Raw genomic sequence first — 16590 nt, 5'->3', positions numbered from 1 at the left:
ATCACCTCCTCGGGGGTCATGAAAGGCGGGAGTGGAGCAAGCCGTTGAAACGAACGCGCCGTAGTTTCCGACATCATCACCATCAAATAGCCATCTGCCCTTGCGGACTGTCAAAGGCCACGACACCGCGCGCACCAACCTGTCGCTCACATAGCGCGCGGGCCTCTTGGCGGATTGCATCGGCTTTGTCTTGCAGCTGCTGCACTTGGTCAGGTGTCAGGCCAAATTCCATTTCTGCCCAGTCTGGCAATGTATCCATCGCCGTTCCGAAGGCGACGATAACATCCTCAATCGCCACCCGTACCCGAGCCGTGCGCATGAGTTCGCCGCGCTGTTCCGCGGCACGATTGCGATGATAATCTGCCTCTGCTTCCGCGCGCACCTCGGCGGCAGTCATTGGCCGATCAGCTTCTTCATCTTCGTCGTCGCGATTTCGGAAGCGTAGGCTTGCCTGTTGCGCTACCAGGTCACCACGCTCTTTCGTGGCGCGCGTCTCACCGTCGCGCCAAGATTTCCATGCCCAGCAATGCGACAAACGAAATTCATAGGCGACACCATTCTGCCCAGCACTCAGCACCGGCATACCCAGTGCCACCCATTTGGTGATCGTATTCTCCGACACGCTGAAAGCGCGGCCGAGCTGAGTGCGATTGAGTGGCACATCATCATCCACCCCTTCAGGCAGAGGATAGTGCGACAGATCAATCACAACCCCATCTGCTAGAGTGAGGATAGAAGACATAGCAATTTCCCTTTATAATCAATCACAACAACCCAAACACCCACCCCCGCCGGAAAAATCACTGCCCCATGTAACGGGGTGCGAATTACCCGTGTGCGGGGTTTGGCCGGGAAGGACCCAAGGCTTTAACCGACGGTGCCGAACCGCTTTGCGATCATTTGGCCGATAGTGCGGGCGAGGTGGCCCGGCAGCTTATCGCGCCAGACATCCGCTGCCGTATCGAAGAAACCAAGCCGCTGCTGGTAGACGGGCACCTTTGCCGAGATGTGAGCGATGACACCGATCTGACCCGAGGCTTCCCGTTTATAGATATCCGGCGACAGCCCGTGCTTCGGGATGAAGTAGGCGGCCCGCTTGGCGTTGCGCTTCTTGGAAGCAGCCGTGCTGTTCGATAGCCCATCACGCTGCGCCATCAGGCCCGACAGCACCTGATTGCGCTCACCCGCCGACCAGTTGCCATACGCATCAAGCCGCGCGTTGTCGGCCGGAATGATCGACTGGACAATGCCTTCATAGGCAAGGCTTCGAGACAGTAGCCGCTCAAAGCCCGACTGTGCCCTCGGTCCACCGCTTTCCTCAACCTTCAGATAATGCCGCGACCCAACCAATGGTCGCTCTTGCACCGCAGCTTCTGCCCTGTTCGCTTGTGCCTTGACCACCATGAAGGCGTTCTGTGTGAAACGTGTGGGCCTATCGAAGACGACCTTCATTCGATCTTGGATATGATCCAGCACATCGGTTGCGGTGTCATTCAACGCCCAAGCCACAGCGATACCAACGTCACGACTTGCCAGCGCCTGCAAAGCAGAGGTGAAGGCAGATGTGTCGAGACGAAGCCCTGTGCTCACCTCACTACCCACCCTTCAAATGCAAACGACCGGAGGGTTTCCCATCCGGTCGCAGCTGTTCTCGTGGCAAAATGTCAATATAAGCTGTTTGTGTCAAGCGGCTTTGTAGTTTGACGCGGCAATTGACGGATCGCCTAGGGAACTCCAAGGGGCCGATAGTGGCATCTCATCGGTCAGCGTTATGTTATCCAAGACGCCAACCAGAGCACCGCGGAGGTGATGCAGGGCCAACCGCCAGCCAAGATAACGCCGCCGCACCATGGCGATCTGCGACGCAGTAGGCACATATGTCACCGGGCAAGCCAGAACATCGAAGCGCGCGCGGCGACCGCGTTTGCCAGCGACTTCGAGCGTTTCGATCACTACCGTCTTGGCAAAAGCCCCAAACTGGTTATCGCGGGACCATTGGCGCGGCACACAGCGAGGGGTCATGTTGATCGCCCATTCAGGCTCGCCCCCTGCCCTCGCCCAGGCTGCCATATCAGCCGCCATTGCTTTACCACCCAAGGCCACCGGCAGCCCAGCCAGCGCCCCTGCGATGGCGTCAGCATCATCCGCCACCTTGCTGGCCCCACCACCATCGATCTGGCAGCCCAAGGCCCCGCGCTGCATCATCAGCCAGATCGTCGACATACCGGGTCGCGCTCCCTGTGGCGCGTCATCGAAGTCGAGCTGGGCATGTTCAGTGCCGAAAGCCCATTCCAGCGCCGCTTTAATCGACATCTCGCGTTTGGCTGTGTTTTTTCTTGTCATGCCGATAGCCCTTTACCAGATTTAGCGATTTCGCTGTTCTTACTAACTACTCGTAGTTTTGTTGATTTTTTCAGGGAGGGGATGGAGAGGATAGAAGATAAAAGGGAGAGGATAGATTGCAGAGAATGCAGAGTAATAAACTGCCTGAAATCATAGGGTTGAGGGCAAACCGGAGGGGATGGATAGGATGGAGGGGATAATTGCAACCCCCACATAGAGAGATATCCTCTGCTACTTCCCCCAGACCCCGTAATCGCGCGCGCATGCGGCGGGTTACAATTATCCTCTCCATCCTCTCCATCCCCTCCCAAAACGCCGCAAGCCTTTGATCCACAAACACTTCCCCCCGACCCCGTGAAGCAGGCCCATCCCCTCCGAAGGCAGGCTATCCCCTCCATCCCCTCCGGTTTTTGCAAGACTGGGGTGCGGGGCGGCATCAAATGTCATCCCCATAGCGGTTGGGGTCAGCGGCTTGGCCGAGGCTCAAAGCGCGTCCTTCGGTATTCTTGGGCGCTAGATCCCAGTCGCGGCGGAAGATGTCTGTCAGCCGCAACCCGTCATAGCCATTGAACCGACCCGTCTCGCGCGCCACGAACTGCTTGCCAGTCTTGGGCGATCGCCATCGGCGCGAGTGGTCTTTCATATTGGTCGAGATGGTCCGCTCTTTGAAAGGCGTCTCACCGCGCTGCATTTGCCAGAACATGAAACACAGCATCAGCTCGCGCGACGACAGGCTGTCTCGATCATCCCCAGTCACGAGGCAGGCTTCATCAAGGAACTTACCATAGGGATCAGCATCTTTACGCAGCGTGTCAGTGGCTGCCATCACCTGCGCAGGTGGCGCTAGTCCACTCTCGAGGTAAGCCCGCGCGCCTGCAACCAGCCAATTCAAGATACCCGGCCCCTCGGCCAGCATCTTCTGCACCAGCATCGGGTCGCGCTCTTCCTTCGGGATCTGCACGTCAAACGGCACGATCATCAACCGTCGCCAGATGCCATCATCCATGCCACGAATATCGGGCGCATGGTTACCGCCGATCGTCAGCTTGAACTTGGGCACGACCTCAAAGAAGTTCTCATTCAGCGCCCGCACCAGGATGGGCTCACCACCGGTCAGCTGCTTGATCAGCCCCTCTTGCCACTGGACGCCCTTTTCAGGCTCGGACGCCCGCACCATGCGTGCGCCGACGATACTGATCAGGTCAGGCGTCGCATCGCCGCCTGACCTTCGGTTCTGCCCGGTCAGGCTTTCAATCTTGGCGGTGGCGGCATAGCTGCCCAAAAGACGCGCTATTAGATCGACCAGCGCGGATTTGCCGTTTGCCCCCATGCCGAAAAAGAATGCCAAGGCTTGTTCGTTGGTCAGTCCAAGCATGGAATAGCCAAACCAGCGCTGCAGGAAGGCGCGCATCATCGGGTCGGGCATGATGCGCTGTAGGAAGGCATCGAAGATCGGGCAGATCGCTGTGGTATCATAGCCCGTCGCCATGATCTTAGTCATGCGCAGTTCACGGTCTGCGGGCAACAGATCAACCCGCACCTCTCGGCCAATGCCGGAATGATGCTCGCCAAGACTGAATCGCAGCACGCCGCTTTGGGTGTTCACATCGAGGTGCTGAGTGTCGAGATCTTCCACCCGCACTGCCAACGGCACTTCGGCCTCGGTCAGCGCGGCTTTGATTTTGGCGGTGTTGCCGGTCGAGCGGGCGAAGGTGCGGTGCGCGCTGCGAATCTTGGACAGACTGGTCTTGTAGCCATCTATGACGCCCAGCTCATGCCGCACACGCGTTATATTGCTCTGCGCCTCAGCCGAAAGTTTGCCCTCATCATCTGTTTGCTTATGCAGCGCATCAAGTTCGACCTTTAACGCCCGCTCTTCAGCGATCATCGCCATCTTAGCTTCTGACAGCACCAGGTAGGGCACTTCGGCCAGCACCAGTTCGGACAGACGCTGCGCTTTGCGGCGCGTGGCGATCATATCTGGATCAACCGCCCAGACGTGATCATCCCAGACATGCCAACCCACCCGCGGCACCGACATCACATTCTCGCCAAAGTGCAAAACAAAGCGCTGGCCATTGCCCAGATCGTTGATCGGATAGGTCGATGCCTCACGCAGATCCTCGGCACTTTCGCCTTCTGCTGACAGCGGCGTATAATCCGGTTCCATGCCTTGATAGGGATCATCATCGCCCTGCCCTGCCTCAGTGTCGGGGTGCGGGGCCATATCGTCGGGCAGTTCAACGTCCTGGGCATCGGCCAGTACGCGGCGCACGGACTCTAGGTTTGGCTCGCTCATCTCATTATCTCTTGTGCTTTGCGGACGGCACCTTCGAGCGCTCGCACGTCTGCTTCGTAAAATACTGCCCAAGGGCCGGGTTTGCCCGGAACTGGCTTTTTGCCGTCAGGCAGGCGGGCCCATAGGTTGCGATAAAGCTTCAGCCACCCCGACAGATCGGCCAGTGGCACAGTTTGCGACCATCTGCCCCCCGCCATGAAGGCAGTGTGGTTGGTGGCGTCGAGGGTGATGGTCATGTCAGCCATTTTTCCCGCCCCCCAACAAAACGTCATTCAGATCCAGCCCATCCGGGCAGGGTGCAATTTGGCCGCGCAGGCCGGGGCGATTGACCATCGCGCGGCGGATGCCTGCCTCAAGCTTGGCTTGGGTATCGCGCGGGTCGGAATCGCCGTCCTTCACGAAGATCAGCCGATCGACCCAAGGCGGCGGCAGGAATGCCTCGGCATCTTCCAGATCGGGGATACCGGCGTATTTCAGCCCCTTGCCCGTCATGCGCTGGCCGGACATGTTGCCCAGATCGACGCCTGCCCAATAATGCGCACCGGGATAAGCATCGCCGATCAGCGCCGACAGCGTGGTCTCAATCCCCTCGGCCATCACCAGCGTGCGGTTGGCGGCAGCGCCATTGCGCAGCCGGATCGCGCCACCCTTCTTCGCCCCCCAGCCTTTTTTGCGCGGCAGCGGCTCGGCCGTCACCGGATCAAGGATGCGGACCTTGCCCTGCGGCTGGGCCAGATCGAACCAGGTGCGGTGCACAGCGCAGAACCGATCATTCTGCCCTTGTACTGCCGCCAGCATCGCGGGGCCCCGATGTATCTCAATCCATTTGTTCGAACTGCCGCGATCTGGGTTTGACACCATGTAAGCAAGATCCGGGGCAAACCGCAGGCACGCCGGCAGCTTAGGGAACAGCGCACGAGTGATGCCGCGTAAGCTGAGATAATCCCGCACCGGGCTATCCTCAGCAGGTTTGCCAGCCTCCCAAACCTCGCGCCCCTCGCGCACGGCTTTGTCGTGATAGGCCTTGGCTTCGCGTTGTTTGCGCGCCATGTTCTCTGCATCACGCGTGGCCCGCTTGGCAATCTCGGCATCGGACAGCTGCTGTTTCGGCCCGCAGATCCATTCCAACGCGCCGACGAAATCCAATCCCATGATGAAGCGCACTAAGCCGATCTCATCACCCTTGCCGCCACACTGCCGGCAGAGAAACTGCGACTTGCGGGTGTTGATCGAGAACCGATCAGTTCCGCCGCAGATTGGGCAAGGCCCAGTCCATTCGACGCCGCCGCGCTTCAGCCCGTTGATGTCGAGCTGCTGCATGATCGCAGCCATGCCCTTGCGCTTGGCATCCGCGATCCGGTGATCTGTTATCTGCATAGCGATTGCCTCACCATCAGGGGTGCGGGATCAGCCATGAATATCAGCCCTGTTCAAACCCACCGGCACGGGCATCAGCATAGCCGCAATGGCACGCCGCAAGGCGCGGGCCAGCTCGACCATATGCTCATCATCGCGGCGCCGGGTTGGCAGATCGCGCACCAAGGCAATGGCGCAGATCAACACGGCGGCATAATCTGGCCCAGCAGCGGCCAACCGCTGGCACAACCGCTTGGCGCGATCGATATGCAGCGCATCAGTGATGGCTTCCAGCGCCACGGCTTCGGCCTCGAACAGCACGCCAATTTCTGCGCGGGTTTTCATGCTGCCACCCGCTGTGATGAAGCGGCTGTATCGCCAGTTAGACCCATCTCGCGAAGATGCAGGCCGACGCTGGCCTTGGAATGCCCGGTGATTGCCATCATCTCGGCATAAGTTTTACCCTCGGCCTTCAGCCGCGCGAGCCGGGCCCGGAAAATCTTCACGCGTTCCGTCATGCCTGTTCGCGGGCGATTGGCCCAAGTGTTCACATAGTCTCGCGGCAACGTCAGGCCGCACGCTTTGAGGTGCCGCGAGATCGCATCGCCGCCCAGCCCGGTCGCAAGCTTGATTTCTGCCCAGCCCTTACCCTCAGCATGTAGCACTGCAATCTTTTGCTGATGCCCGTGGTAGGTTTGCTCGGCAATGCAGGTCATAAATTTACTCTGTGATTTGGTGCCGATGCCCAAAGCACCAAGGTCAGCTTTGATCGTCACCCTGCTAACACCAAAGCGCGCTGCGAGATCGGCGACGGTGAGATCACTGATATCCATCGCGGTGATCTGGGCATGCCGGGCATCGCGGGCAACACCGCCATCCCGCCCGGATACGCGGCGCTTCACCTGAGCGGCCCGGTGCGCGGCGATCCGATCGGCTTTGACAGACGCCCGTTGCTCTGGCGAAATGCCCGGCCATGCAATCCCAAGCGCGGACATATCCGTGCGCACCTGCTTGATCGAAACCGCTTCACGCGTAGCAAACTGAACCAGATCATCCCGCCGCAACGTCCGGCCCAATCCACCAACCATGGCGACCAGCTTAGGCCGCCGAAGGTTTGCTGCCGCCACCAGAGGGTGAATGCCGGGCGCTGTTTTGGGATTTTCCAGCCTTGGCTTTTTGGCCGAGGCGTTCACCGGGAACGGCTGGGCGAGAATGTGCCGGGCGACACAGCGCACGTAACTCACAGTCATGCCCAACTCTGCGGCGATAGCGTCAGAGCCAAAACCCTGTGCGATCAATGCTCGGATTTGGCCATACCGCGCCTCTTTGCTGATCTCAGAACTGCGCGACGGGTTGGCGGCCAGCCCCAATTTCAACCGATCATTGCAGACAACCGACTGGAACACGCCCAATTTGGCGGCGATAGCCGCATCGTGTAAACCCTCGGCATGAAGGGCGGCCACCTGCAGCCGTCGTTCGATGGCCTTCGGGCTGACATTTTTGTTGTGATAGGATGCTGTCCGTTGGTTGCGCCAAGAAATCCGCGACTCTTCCGCATAAACCAGTTGCTTGCCATCCCAGACCGGCAGCACATTCGATGATACGCCGCGCGGAATGATCTGCACCGCTTCTGGCGCAACCGAATAGCCGTACCGCGCGGCCACTTCTGCCGCGACCTGTGCGGCATAGGATTCATGTGTCATAAGTGCCCTCGTCAAATGCTCGAAATTGCGATCACGCGCCGCGTATGATCAGGCTGCTTTCTCGCCCGCCCGCAGGTTCTTCAGCCGATCACGCAGGATCCGCACTAGCCGCTCTTGCCCGTCGATCGATATGTGACCGCGATCATTTCGGATGCAGGCAGTCAGCGCGGCATAGCGGTCGCGCAAAAGCTTGGTATCGACATCGAGGTCCAGCGCAACCTGATCGGCCTTAGCGCCGCGCGCAAAGGCTTCGACCATCTCAAGATCAAGATCGGCATCCCAGTTCTTCGGAAAGCCAAGGCCCTTGATACGGTCCCAGATCCGCTTGCTTTCGCCGACATATGCGGGGCGGGCTTCATCTGAGGCGGTGGCAAGCGATTGGCCACCAACCGCCCCAGATTGCACAGGGTCATGCTCCGCAGGACGAAGCTGCTGCAGTCCTCCCCGATCTCCGCCCGGCTTCTGAATTTCTGCGCTCTCGATGCGTGGCTGATCTGCAGCTTGCCCCGCGAGCGCCACGACTGTCTTGCGCGCGACGGCCGCGGTGGCGTCAGTTGTGGATGCCTGCGCAGGCACAGCCTGCACGAGCGGCTTCGCGAGCCGCTTTTTGTAATAGTAGATATGCGAGCCCACGATGCTCGGATGGCGACGCAGGCTGGCCGAGATTTCAGCGGTGCTTGCGCCCTTCAAAAACAACGCTTCGATCTGGCACTTTTCCTGATTGGTCACCGGACCGAGGATATGTTCGGGCGCAACTGGACAGGCGTCGGCGATCATGGCTGTCAGCGTGGTTTCAATGCCCTCGTACATCACAACCTGCGCTGGCTCTGACGCCGGCTTTGGCGCTGCCTTTGGCACTGTAAAATCGATATCGACTTCAAACAGCACCACATCTGCCACCGGCCCAAACGACAAGATCGGCTCGACCGTGATGGTTGAAGCTTCGCCCGTCAGGCAAATCAGCGGCTCTAGACCACCCCGCGCCAAAGCATCGCCCGCATGGCCAATCACCAGCAACTTACCCTGCAACGCCGTAAGGTCGCTGCGGCTCATCTTTGACAAATCCATCATATCCCCCTGAAATCAAACCTGCAGAGCGGGCAGGCACCGCAGGCACTAAAGCCAAATTAAAAGCAGAACCGGCAGCAGCAGCCACATCAGCAGCGCTGCTCCAAAAAACCCAAGCGCACGGCGGTTATTGCGCCGTGCGGTGGCGAGCATGCCTTGGCACTTTTCAACCCACGCCCCTCGCTGCATTTTTAGCATGCGGGCAACATCCTCCCGCGCATCAATAAACCCGCCGCCATCGAGGTGGTGCGCAAGGCGTCGGGCGAGAGGCAGAGAGATATGAACGATGATCGGATCGGCTGTGGAATGCACAGCCGCGGCAGTCCGCAATATGCGCGCGACCTGCCCCATGTCCGGGTCGTTTCCGGTCGATAAGTGCAACACTCCATCCGCCATCACGCCGCCCGCCCAATCTTTGACGCGGTATCATTCGACATCATAAGAGATCACCCGTTGCGGGAAGTTAGACCAATCACTGCCTCGGTGACCTGCGGCTTTGCGAATTTCCGCAACCACCTCATCGAAGGCCTTCTGCGATTCATTGAGAAAATTCAGTTCTCCGGTCTCTGCGCGGCGGGCAATTTCTGTCGCGCGCATAGCTAATTGGTGAGCCTCAACGGCTCGCTCCAAGTTTTTGGCAGCCGTCACAATGTCGATGTTCGCTGTGGTATCTGTCACGATGCCCATCCGATCTTGGACGCGGCGGTGAGGCGCGGGAGGAGGTGCGCATCACCGCCGCTGGCCGCATGGTGGGAAGAGGCCCCCAAGCGGATGCAATAAAATGCGGCGCGGGCTGGCAGGCCCGCACCAGTCCTCTGATCGCCCGAGACAGGTCGGTTGATCAGGCGCGAAACGGCTCCCCGAGCCGCACGCTTAAACTTGGCCCCGAAAAACGCGGGCAACCGACCGAAGCCGGCCGCCCGCAGGTCCAACAGGGAAACACGGGAGGCACACTCGACGGGCCACCCCGCCTCCCCGGTGAGATGTTCCACAGCGGCAGGCAATGAAGCTGCGCCCAGTGTTGTTGCTATCAGTGCGGCACGGGGATTACGCATCGCGGCCCCCATCCAATTCAAACTCTTCCGGCCACCATTGCTGCGCACGAAACACCGCCCAACCTTCCGGGCAGGTATCGCCGTTCAGCCAGTTCAGCCCGGTCATATCGGTGACCTCAAACTTGCGGGCCACGGCATTGGCCGACCCACACTTCCGCATCACCAGCGCCGACCACCACACCTGAAAGTTCGGGCGCTGCGTCATCGCCGGATGCACAGAAACCCGACGATGCGCAGCATGACCCCGCCCACGGCCGCCGACCAGAGCCAGCTGGCCGCGACCAAATCCATTTGCCAAAGACATTTTGGGCCGCTCGGGCGCAGATGGGGCAGTTGAGACGATGTGGAAAGGGCGGCGCGATGTCATCAGATCACCAAAACAAAAGGGATATTGTTGAGCGGAGGCAGGTTCCCTGCCCCGCCGACAGGCGCAGGGTGCAGGGTCGGGGTGGCCGCGATCTGCGGCAGGGTTGCGGGCCGAGATTGCAAAACCCCGGCCCGCGCTTCACCATGGGAGATGCAAACCAACTCAATGGAGAAAAAGATGCCGGGAAGTTTTACTAAATCGCAGTTCAAGCGCTGGGATGCTGCCCTCGGTAAAACCAGCCCCGGTGCTGCAACAGCCGAAGAATTGGCGACCGCGACCCTTGTTACGGGTGCAGCCGTGCAGGGCATGTAGGATGGTATTGTGCTCCGCTTCACCGACGAAACCGGAAGAACCCACAATTTCCACTTGAACGCTGCTATGGCCATGCGGGTCCGCGACACCATTCCTGCAGTAGCGCAAATGGCTGGCTGGTTAGCCGAGGATGGGGTTGTGGAAGCCCTTAACGACCCGAAACCCTGACGATCAATGGCGGCGCAGGTACCGATATAAGATCGACGGTGAAAATGGAGACCACAACCTGCTCGCCGACCATTTGCACGGCTCGGACCAAACGGGCTTGGGTGTGCGGCATCATATCCGGCGTTGTCGTCAAATCGCGGGGGCTGTTTTGCATTGGTTTTCCTTTCGAGCGATAACGAGATCATGCCGCGGCATCCTTCGCTACGGGCAAAACGGAACAAGAAGGATCGGCACTATCTTGAGAATGGCTGGCTTGCTCAGGCGCAACGGGATTGGCGGCCATGTAGGTGCGCAACCGATCAGCCATCGGCAGTGTGCAGGCTGCAGCCTTGGCAACCCACGTTGCCCAGACTGTTCCACTCAGGCCACCACCCTTCTGCAGGACAGTCGCAGGTTTGATACCGCGGGAAGCCGCATAGGCTTCGATTTCATTTATGAGCTGTTCCATGAGCAAGGAATAGGTTTTTTAACCGATGCCAGTCAAGGGTTTTTTATCCGATTGCACGATTTTGCAAGTCATAGGATAATTTTCCTATGACTGAATTTGTAGATATCCTGCTGGAAAAACTTGCTGAAAACCCAGACCTCACCGAGGCAGGGTTGGCGCGCAAGGCTGGCCTGGACAACAGCACAATCAGGCAAATGATCAAGTTCCGGCGAAACCCTCGCATCGACACAGCTGTCAAAATTTGTCGCGCCCTAGGCGAAACCGTGGAGACCTTCATGTCACAAAAGAGTAGCCCTGCAATGTCAGAGCTACTGCTTCTTCTTGAGCAACTAACACCTGCAGAGCGGGATTTTCTGCTAGCTGCCGCAAGAGGGCTTCACGCTCAGCGCCCTGAGGCAAAATAGTAACCTCGCGCAACACTTTAATAACCGCTAACATGGCTTCTGAACTGTACATAATTCCCCCAAAACTGAAGAAACATAACGCGAACAATAACTTTATGTCTATCCCACACAGCTAGACCGCAATGCGGGTTATCCACAGGAAGGCATACCACATGATGTTTCTACGCGATTCGTTTCCAAGATATTGTGCGGTTTTGGCAATATGCTTGTTTGCCAGTACCGCAGATTCAGAGACGCCTGCCCAAGATATGGCACTCCAAATGCGCCTGGTGCATGACGGATTTAGCGAGGGTCCCGTTGACGGCCATGTGGGCAAGAAGACTAAGGCGGCAATCGCCGACTATGCGGCTAAAAATGGGCTTCTGGCTGATCGAGCATCGGTTGAGCAGCACATGCTATCACAAGCCGAAGCCCACCGTATAACGCCGATCGGGGAGGCAGATTGGATTGCAGGGGTTGAGGGAGCAAAGTTGACTTTAAACGACCCGTACTCAGCAAAATTCACTCAGCTTTACTCTTACAAGTCTTCCAGCGGCAGAACCGTTGTGTGCGGTTTGGTCAACGCAAAGAATCTCTATGGTGCCTATGTAGGTGATCAGTTTTTTCAAGCTCTAGTGTTCATGGCGGGCAATGTTCCGATGGCCTTGGGCAACCTCGAAGGGTCGGATCAATACTGTCTTTTTGGTGTTTCATCAGAGGATTTCCGCAAGTAAAACAAGCCTTCGCCCCCGTATAGCTGGCGGATGCCCGCTCAAGCGTGCGGATATGTAGGTTTCATAACCTATATATTTTATTGACATAGGTTTTTAATCCTGCCAATCCTGCCTCCATCGAACAACCCGATGGAGGCCCTCTTGTCCGCGAATATCCCCACCGCCCCGCCCCCCACCGCTCAGCCCCGCTTTGTGACTGATGCGCTCTATATCGTCCGCACGCCTGAGCAGTTCCACAACCAGGACGCCCTGCGCGCCTCGGCTTGGGCCACGCTAAAAGGCCTGCGTGGTCAGACCGTCGACCAGCTCCGCATCTGCCGCATGCAACGCGCCATGCGCGCCGCCTCTGCTGTGCAGCCGATGATCGGCGGTGTGTGATGCTGGAAGGTTTTTCAGTTATCCGGCGCAACAAAGGCCATTGGGACATTGTTCGTCGCAGCTATGGCCGTTTGTTTCGACTTCGCGGCGGGCCGGGAGAGTGGTGCATTTTTGATGAACGGGAAAACCGCTTAGAGAATATCCCGGTCTTCAAAGAACAATCGGCGGCAATGTCATTTATCTGCGCTGAATTGATGCACGAACTGCTGACCGTCGAAGGCCAGAAGCCATACACCATGAAAAGCTGGAACGTCAGCGCCCAGATCGGCGATGCCGCTTGATCGACCTCATCGCTCCCCAATTCTCGATCAACCGCGCTAACTGCCGAGCCGCGCTGCGCGCCCGCTTCCAGATCGCCCGCAGCGTCACCGCCGCTGTGATTCTCGTGGCGCTGATCATCGGTGGCTACGGCATGTTGTTGCACGTCACCGCCTCACTGCCCGCCCTACTAGCCGAAGCCGCCGTCCGGAGTGCTGGCTAATGGGTGACAAGTTGCGAGAAGCTGACATCGAGGCGCGCGACCCTATATTCGCCGCCTTGGTCGATGACATCGGCAGCGTGATCGACGCCAAGCTTGACCAGCACCAGATCACCCAGGGCAAGCGTCCGCAATATCTGCTGATCTGCCTTGATGCCGACATGCTGGAAACCATGGCCGAGATTTCTGACCACGACCGATTATTCGACGCGATGACCGAGATCAGTGCCGATTGGGTCGAGCAAGGCCTTGTCGAGATCGACGACAGCGAAGAGCCCCCCACGCCTCGCATCCAATAACCCATCCCGCGCGCGGTCGGGTCACGCCGCGCACCCCCCAACCGATAGGAAAACCCATGTTCGGAAAACTGAAAGAAAAACTTACTGGCGGCACCGCGCGCCTCAATGGCCGCGCTGATCTGCTGGAAGGCATCTGCGCGGCTTGTGTCATGGTCGGCGCGGCAGATGGTGATTTCTCGGATGCCGAGGCGCAGGTCGCTCTGGATCGCCTGCTGAACCACGAGACAATCTCGGTGGCGTTCTCTTCCAGCCAGATTGAAACCGCCTTCGACAAGCAGGCCAAGCGGGCCAAATCGGGCATGTCTGGTCGTATAGGCCTCACCCGCGAAGTCGAGGACGTGAAGAAAAAGTCGACCAGCGAGGACATGGAAATGCTGTTCATGATCGCTATCGACGTGGCTTCTGCAGATGGCGACATCGGGGCCAAAGAGAAAGGTGCGCTGGATAAGATCGGCACCATCATCGGCCTATCCCTCGCTCGGTATCTGGAATGAAGCCGATGACCATCTGGGCCATCGGCCTGCTGGTCACGTTCGGCGTGATCGTTGCGCAGCTGGTTTTGCCATTCGCCTTTGATTTTGTCAGCACCCTCGGCGTCTTTGGCGTCGGGGTCTACGTCGGCGGCCAGAGCAAAGCCGCCTGACCATTTTCTGCCAGCCCCCGCTTGGGCTGGCATCCCAATGGCCAGAGGAGACCTGCCAATGTCCGACACCATCCGCAACCCATCCATGATGATCCCGCTTGCGGATCTGTATGTGCATGCCCTCAACGCACGCACCGAACCGCCACCCGAGGATATCGCGGCGCTGGCCGACAGCATCGCCGAACTTGGCCTATTGCAAAACCTCGCGGGCTTCGCAGATACCGACAACCCCGAGCAATCCTCTGGCAAGGTCGGCATCGTCGCCGGTGGCCGTCGCCTGCGCGCCCTCCAGCTGCTGGCCATCAGGGAAGGTCGCGACCCGCAGACTACCACAATTCCGGTGCGGGTGACGCTGCGGGAAGATGAAGCTCGCCTATGGGCCAGCGCCGAAAACACCGCCCGCCAAGCCCTGCACCCCGCCGACGAAGTCCGTGCCTACGCCCGGATGGAAGCCGCTGGCGCCGATATCACCAAGATCGCCCGCGCCTTCGCCGTCCGCGATCGCCATGTGCAGCAACGTTTGCGCCTCGCCAAGCTGCCAAATGAGGCGCTTGCGGCCCTGCGCCGCGACCAGATCAGCCTGGATCAAGCCGCCGCTCTGACCACTGCCCGCAACGATGAAGCCCTGTTGACCGAACTGCACCGCGTGACCACGTCGCAATGGTCCACTAGCGCCGCCGATATCCGCAACAAGCTGGCATCAGACAGCATCAGTGGTGAAGATCGCCGGCTGAAATTCGTCAGCCTGCAAACCTACCGCGATGCAGGCGGTGCCGTGCTGGAAGATCTGTTTTCCGATCGGCAGCGCCTGCTGGATGAGCCTTTGTTGAATCGCCTGTTCACTGAAAAGCTGCATGCGTCGGCAGCGGGTGAAAAATCTACCGGCTGGAAATGGGTAGAATTCTGGATCGAAGCGTGGCCCAACCACAACGCCAGCGGCGGCAGCGGTGGCATGCAGTGGATCAAACGCATCCCCGGCGAACTGCCAGAAGGCGATGTTGAGGAACTGGATCGCCTTTCAAAAATGGCCGAACAGAACGAACTGACCGATGACGAACAGGAGCGGTTTGAAAATCTCTCCGCCCGCGTCGAAGGCGATTACAGCGATGACGATATCGCGACCTCTGGCATATGGCTTTACGTTGATCGCGATGGTGATCTCTGCAGCCACGGCCCCTACCGCCGCACCGAGGATGATCCAAACCGTGAACCTTCTGAAGACGGCGAAGCTACCACCGCCCCGCTTAAACCTGAAAGCCGCGCCCTCTCGGCAAGCCTGCTGGAAGATCTCCACCGCATCCGCCTCGCTGACCTGCAACTGCGCGCTGGCGAACGGGCCGAACTGATGCTGGATCTGCTGGCCTACAAACTTTCCGGCACGCTGACGCCCTACTCGCAGCCGCTGCATATTTCACCATCCCGGCAAGCGGTCGAGCCAGAAAAGTCCGAAGGCTTTATTCTGCCCGAACGCCTATTCGCGCCCGACAAAGCCGAACATGACGCGCGCGGTGCAATGTCACCCGAAGGCTTCACCACTTTCCGCGCTCTGGGCAAGAAGTCCCGCAATGATATCCTCGCCCGTGGCCTTGCCCGCCTGATCGGCAACAACGATCTTGCCCCGATGATCGCCAGTATCGCAGGCAGCAACGTACGCGATATCTGGACTCCCACCGCCAGCGCCTATTTCAGCCGGATTCCAGTTTCGGTGATGGATGAAGTTTGGTGCAACCTGGTGCCCGACGATCGCACACCCACCCATGCCACCTTCCGCGCCCTGAAGAAGGCCGACAAGGCAGGCAACCTGCACAAGCTGTTTAACAACGATGACTTTCGCGAGGCTATCGGCCTCTCGCGTGAACAAAACACCCGCATCGACACTTGGCTACCGGCAGAACTGCAATGGCCCGCCGTCGAGATCGCCACCGCCGAGGAGCAAGCAGCATGAACGGCATACACCACATCGTTGGGCCGACCATCCTGCTGCGCTCTGGCAGCTATTTCGATTTCGAAGTGCCCGAAGAATCCGACATCACCATAGCGGATATTGCCCAAGGCCTATCGCACATCTGCCGCTTCACCGGGCAGTGCCACACCTTCTATTCGGTAGCCGAGCATTCCATCCTGTGCAGCCAGCACGTGCCGCCCGAGCATGCCTTCGCCGCCTTGATGCACGATGCCGCCGAGGCGGTGATGGGCGATGTCTCGCGCCCCCTGAAAAGCCTGCTGCCCGATTACAAGAAGATCGAGCGCCGGGTCGAGCGCGCAATTTTGGGCAAGTTTGGCCTGCCCGCCGAGATGCACCCAGCCATCAAAGCGGCCGATATGGAGATGCTGGCCTTCGAAATGCACTTTGTCATGGGCAACTATCGCCCGCTGCCGAGCATTCCCATGACCGGCGAGACGCCAATCATTCAATTCCTATCACCGCCAGAGGCTTACGCGGCGTTCCTCATCCGATTTCACGAACTCGCGGGGAGGGTTTAATGATGGGAGTTTCACCCCGAATGATGGTCGATAGTTGCTTGGAATGCGGTGCACAGCCAGGCGTCGAGGTTA

Annotated in this window: 24 protein-coding genes; 11 read left to right on the top strand and 13 right to left on the bottom strand. The window is 59.0% G+C overall.

Translation table 11 applies throughout. The features are described 5' to 3' along the window. Nucleotides 1-82: 82 nt before the first annotated feature. From Q7V03_RS03890 to Q7V03_RS03835, 12 genes are all read right to left on the bottom strand, one after another. Nucleotides 83-709 carry a terminase small subunit gene (locus Q7V03_RS03890; protein ID WP_304924293.1) on the bottom strand — a complete coding sequence of 209 codons (627 nt, stop codon included), beginning with the start codon at nt 707-709 and terminating at the stop codon, nt 83-85. 158 nt (nt 710-867) lie between these two features. Then, nucleotides 868-1590: a hypothetical protein gene (locus Q7V03_RS03885; RefSeq protein ID WP_304924292.1), complete on the bottom strand. Its 723-nt coding sequence runs from the start codon at nt 1588-1590 to the stop codon at nt 868-870. 93 nt (nt 1591-1683) lie between these two features. Beyond that, complete coding sequence (locus tag Q7V03_RS03880; protein ID WP_304924291.1) at nt 1684-2343, bottom strand: hypothetical protein; 660 nt, start codon at nt 2341-2343, stop codon at nt 1684-1686. A 436-nt stretch (nt 2344-2779) separates the two neighbouring features. Beyond that, a complete protein-coding gene (locus Q7V03_RS03875) occupies nt 2780-4642 on the bottom strand; it encodes a phage/plasmid primase, P4 family (RefSeq protein ID WP_304924290.1) in 1863 nt (620 codons plus the stop codon). Next, a complete protein-coding gene (locus Q7V03_RS03870) occupies nt 4639-4887 on the bottom strand; it encodes a hypothetical protein (protein WP_304924289.1) in 249 nt (82 codons plus the stop codon). Before Q7V03_RS03870 ends, Q7V03_RS03875 begins: the two co-directional genes overlap by 4 nt. Continuing rightward, nucleotides 4880-6019: a primase-helicase zinc-binding domain-containing protein gene (locus Q7V03_RS03865; protein WP_304924288.1), complete on the bottom strand. Its 1140-nt coding sequence runs from the start codon at nt 6017-6019 to the stop codon at nt 4880-4882. Before Q7V03_RS03865 ends, Q7V03_RS03870 begins: the two co-directional genes overlap by 8 nt. 30 nt (nt 6020-6049) lie before the next feature. Next, on the bottom strand, nt 6050-6343 hold the full coding sequence (locus Q7V03_RS03860) for a hypothetical protein (RefSeq protein WP_304924287.1): 294 nt from the start codon (nt 6341-6343) through the stop codon (nt 6050-6052). Beyond that, nucleotides 6340-7701: a hypothetical protein gene (locus Q7V03_RS03855; protein ID WP_304924286.1), complete on the bottom strand. Its 1362-nt coding sequence runs from the start codon at nt 7699-7701 to the stop codon at nt 6340-6342. The genes Q7V03_RS03860 and Q7V03_RS03855 overlap by 4 nt, the downstream gene beginning before the upstream one ends. A gap of 48 nt (nt 7702-7749) precedes the next feature. Then, nucleotides 7750-8769 (bottom strand): hypothetical protein, encoded by a 1020-nt coding sequence (locus Q7V03_RS03850; protein WP_304924285.1) that lies wholly within the window; start codon nt 8767-8769, stop codon nt 7750-7752. 48 nt (nt 8770-8817) lie between these two features. Then, nucleotides 8818-9165 carry a hypothetical protein gene (locus Q7V03_RS03845; protein ID WP_304924284.1) on the bottom strand — a complete coding sequence of 116 codons (348 nt, stop codon included), beginning with the start codon at nt 9163-9165 and terminating at the stop codon, nt 8818-8820. Nucleotides 9166-9195: 30 nt separating this feature from the next. Beyond that, complete coding sequence (locus tag Q7V03_RS03840) at nt 9196-9447, bottom strand: hypothetical protein (protein ID WP_304924283.1); 252 nt, start codon at nt 9445-9447, stop codon at nt 9196-9198. 369 nt (nt 9448-9816) lie between these two features. Continuing rightward, entirely contained in the window at nt 9817-10191 is a 375-nt protein-coding gene (locus Q7V03_RS03835; RefSeq protein WP_304924282.1) for a hypothetical protein, read from the bottom strand. A 177-nt stretch (nt 10192-10368) separates the two neighbouring features. On the opposite strand from Q7V03_RS03835, the gene Q7V03_RS03830 reads away from it, so the two are divergent. Further along, complete coding sequence (locus tag Q7V03_RS03830; RefSeq protein ID WP_304924281.1) at nt 10369-10503, top strand: hypothetical protein; 135 nt, start codon at nt 10369-10371, stop codon at nt 10501-10503. 148 nt (nt 10504-10651) lie between these two features. On the opposite strand, the gene Q7V03_RS03825 is transcribed toward Q7V03_RS03830, so the two are convergent. Beyond that, the gene (locus Q7V03_RS03825; protein ID WP_304924280.1) at nt 10652-10825 is read right to left on the bottom strand and encodes a hypothetical protein; all 174 of its coding nucleotides are present in this window, start codon (nt 10823-10825) and stop codon (nt 10652-10654) included. A gap of 380 nt (nt 10826-11205) precedes the next feature. Between Q7V03_RS03825 and Q7V03_RS03820 the strand changes: the two genes are divergently transcribed. The 10 genes from Q7V03_RS03820 to Q7V03_RS03775 all read left to right on the top strand — a co-directional run bounded on the left by Q7V03_RS03820 (nt 11206) and on the right by Q7V03_RS03775 (nt 16518). Next, nucleotides 11206-11523 (top strand): helix-turn-helix transcriptional regulator, encoded by a 318-nt coding sequence (locus tag Q7V03_RS03820; RefSeq protein WP_304924279.1) that lies wholly within the window; start codon nt 11206-11208, stop codon nt 11521-11523. Nucleotides 11524-11729: 206 nt separating this feature from the next. Continuing rightward, nucleotides 11730-12236 carry a peptidoglycan-binding protein gene (locus Q7V03_RS03815; RefSeq protein WP_304924278.1) on the top strand — a complete coding sequence of 169 codons (507 nt, stop codon included), beginning with the start codon at nt 11730-11732 and terminating at the stop codon, nt 12234-12236. A gap of 141 nt (nt 12237-12377) precedes the next feature. Beyond that, entirely contained in the window at nt 12378-12614 is a 237-nt protein-coding gene (locus tag Q7V03_RS03810) for a hypothetical protein (protein ID WP_304924277.1), read from the top strand. Next, nucleotides 12614-12895 carry a hypothetical protein gene (locus Q7V03_RS03805; RefSeq protein ID WP_304924276.1) on the top strand — a complete coding sequence of 94 codons (282 nt, stop codon included), beginning with the start codon at nt 12614-12616 and terminating at the stop codon, nt 12893-12895. The genes Q7V03_RS03810 and Q7V03_RS03805 overlap by 1 nt, the downstream gene beginning before the upstream one ends. Next, the gene (locus tag Q7V03_RS03800) at nt 12892-13095 is read left to right on the top strand and encodes a hypothetical protein (protein ID WP_304924275.1); all 204 of its coding nucleotides are present in this window, start codon (nt 12892-12894) and stop codon (nt 13093-13095) included. Before Q7V03_RS03805 ends, Q7V03_RS03800 begins: the two co-directional genes overlap by 4 nt. Beyond that, nucleotides 13095-13391, top strand: a complete 297-nt coding sequence (locus Q7V03_RS03795; RefSeq protein WP_304924274.1) for a hypothetical protein — start codon at nt 13095-13097, stop codon at nt 13389-13391. The genes Q7V03_RS03800 and Q7V03_RS03795 overlap by 1 nt, the downstream gene beginning before the upstream one ends. Before the next feature lie 56 nt (nt 13392-13447). After that, a complete protein-coding gene (locus Q7V03_RS03790; protein ID WP_304924273.1) occupies nt 13448-13885 on the top strand; it encodes a TerB family tellurite resistance protein in 438 nt (145 codons plus the stop codon). Between the two features lie 5 nt (nt 13886-13890). Next, nucleotides 13891-14034, top strand: coding sequence for a hypothetical protein (locus tag Q7V03_RS03785; RefSeq protein ID WP_304924272.1), 144 nt, complete (start codon nt 13891-13893; stop codon nt 14032-14034). Between the two features lie 58 nt (nt 14035-14092). Next, nucleotides 14093-15979, top strand: a complete 1887-nt coding sequence (locus Q7V03_RS03780) for a ParB/RepB/Spo0J family partition protein (protein ID WP_304924271.1) — start codon at nt 14093-14095, stop codon at nt 15977-15979. Next, entirely contained in the window at nt 15976-16518 is a 543-nt protein-coding gene (locus tag Q7V03_RS03775; protein ID WP_304924270.1) for a hypothetical protein, read from the top strand. Before Q7V03_RS03780 ends, Q7V03_RS03775 begins: the two co-directional genes overlap by 4 nt. Nucleotides 16519-16590 lie beyond the last annotated feature (72 nt).

Origin of the sequence: Cypionkella sp. (genome assembly GCF_030652235.1) — a bacterium.
GTDB lineage: Bacteria > Pseudomonadota > Alphaproteobacteria > Rhodobacterales > Rhodobacteraceae > Cypionkella.
This window is presented reverse-complemented; position numbering and strand designations above follow the sequence as displayed.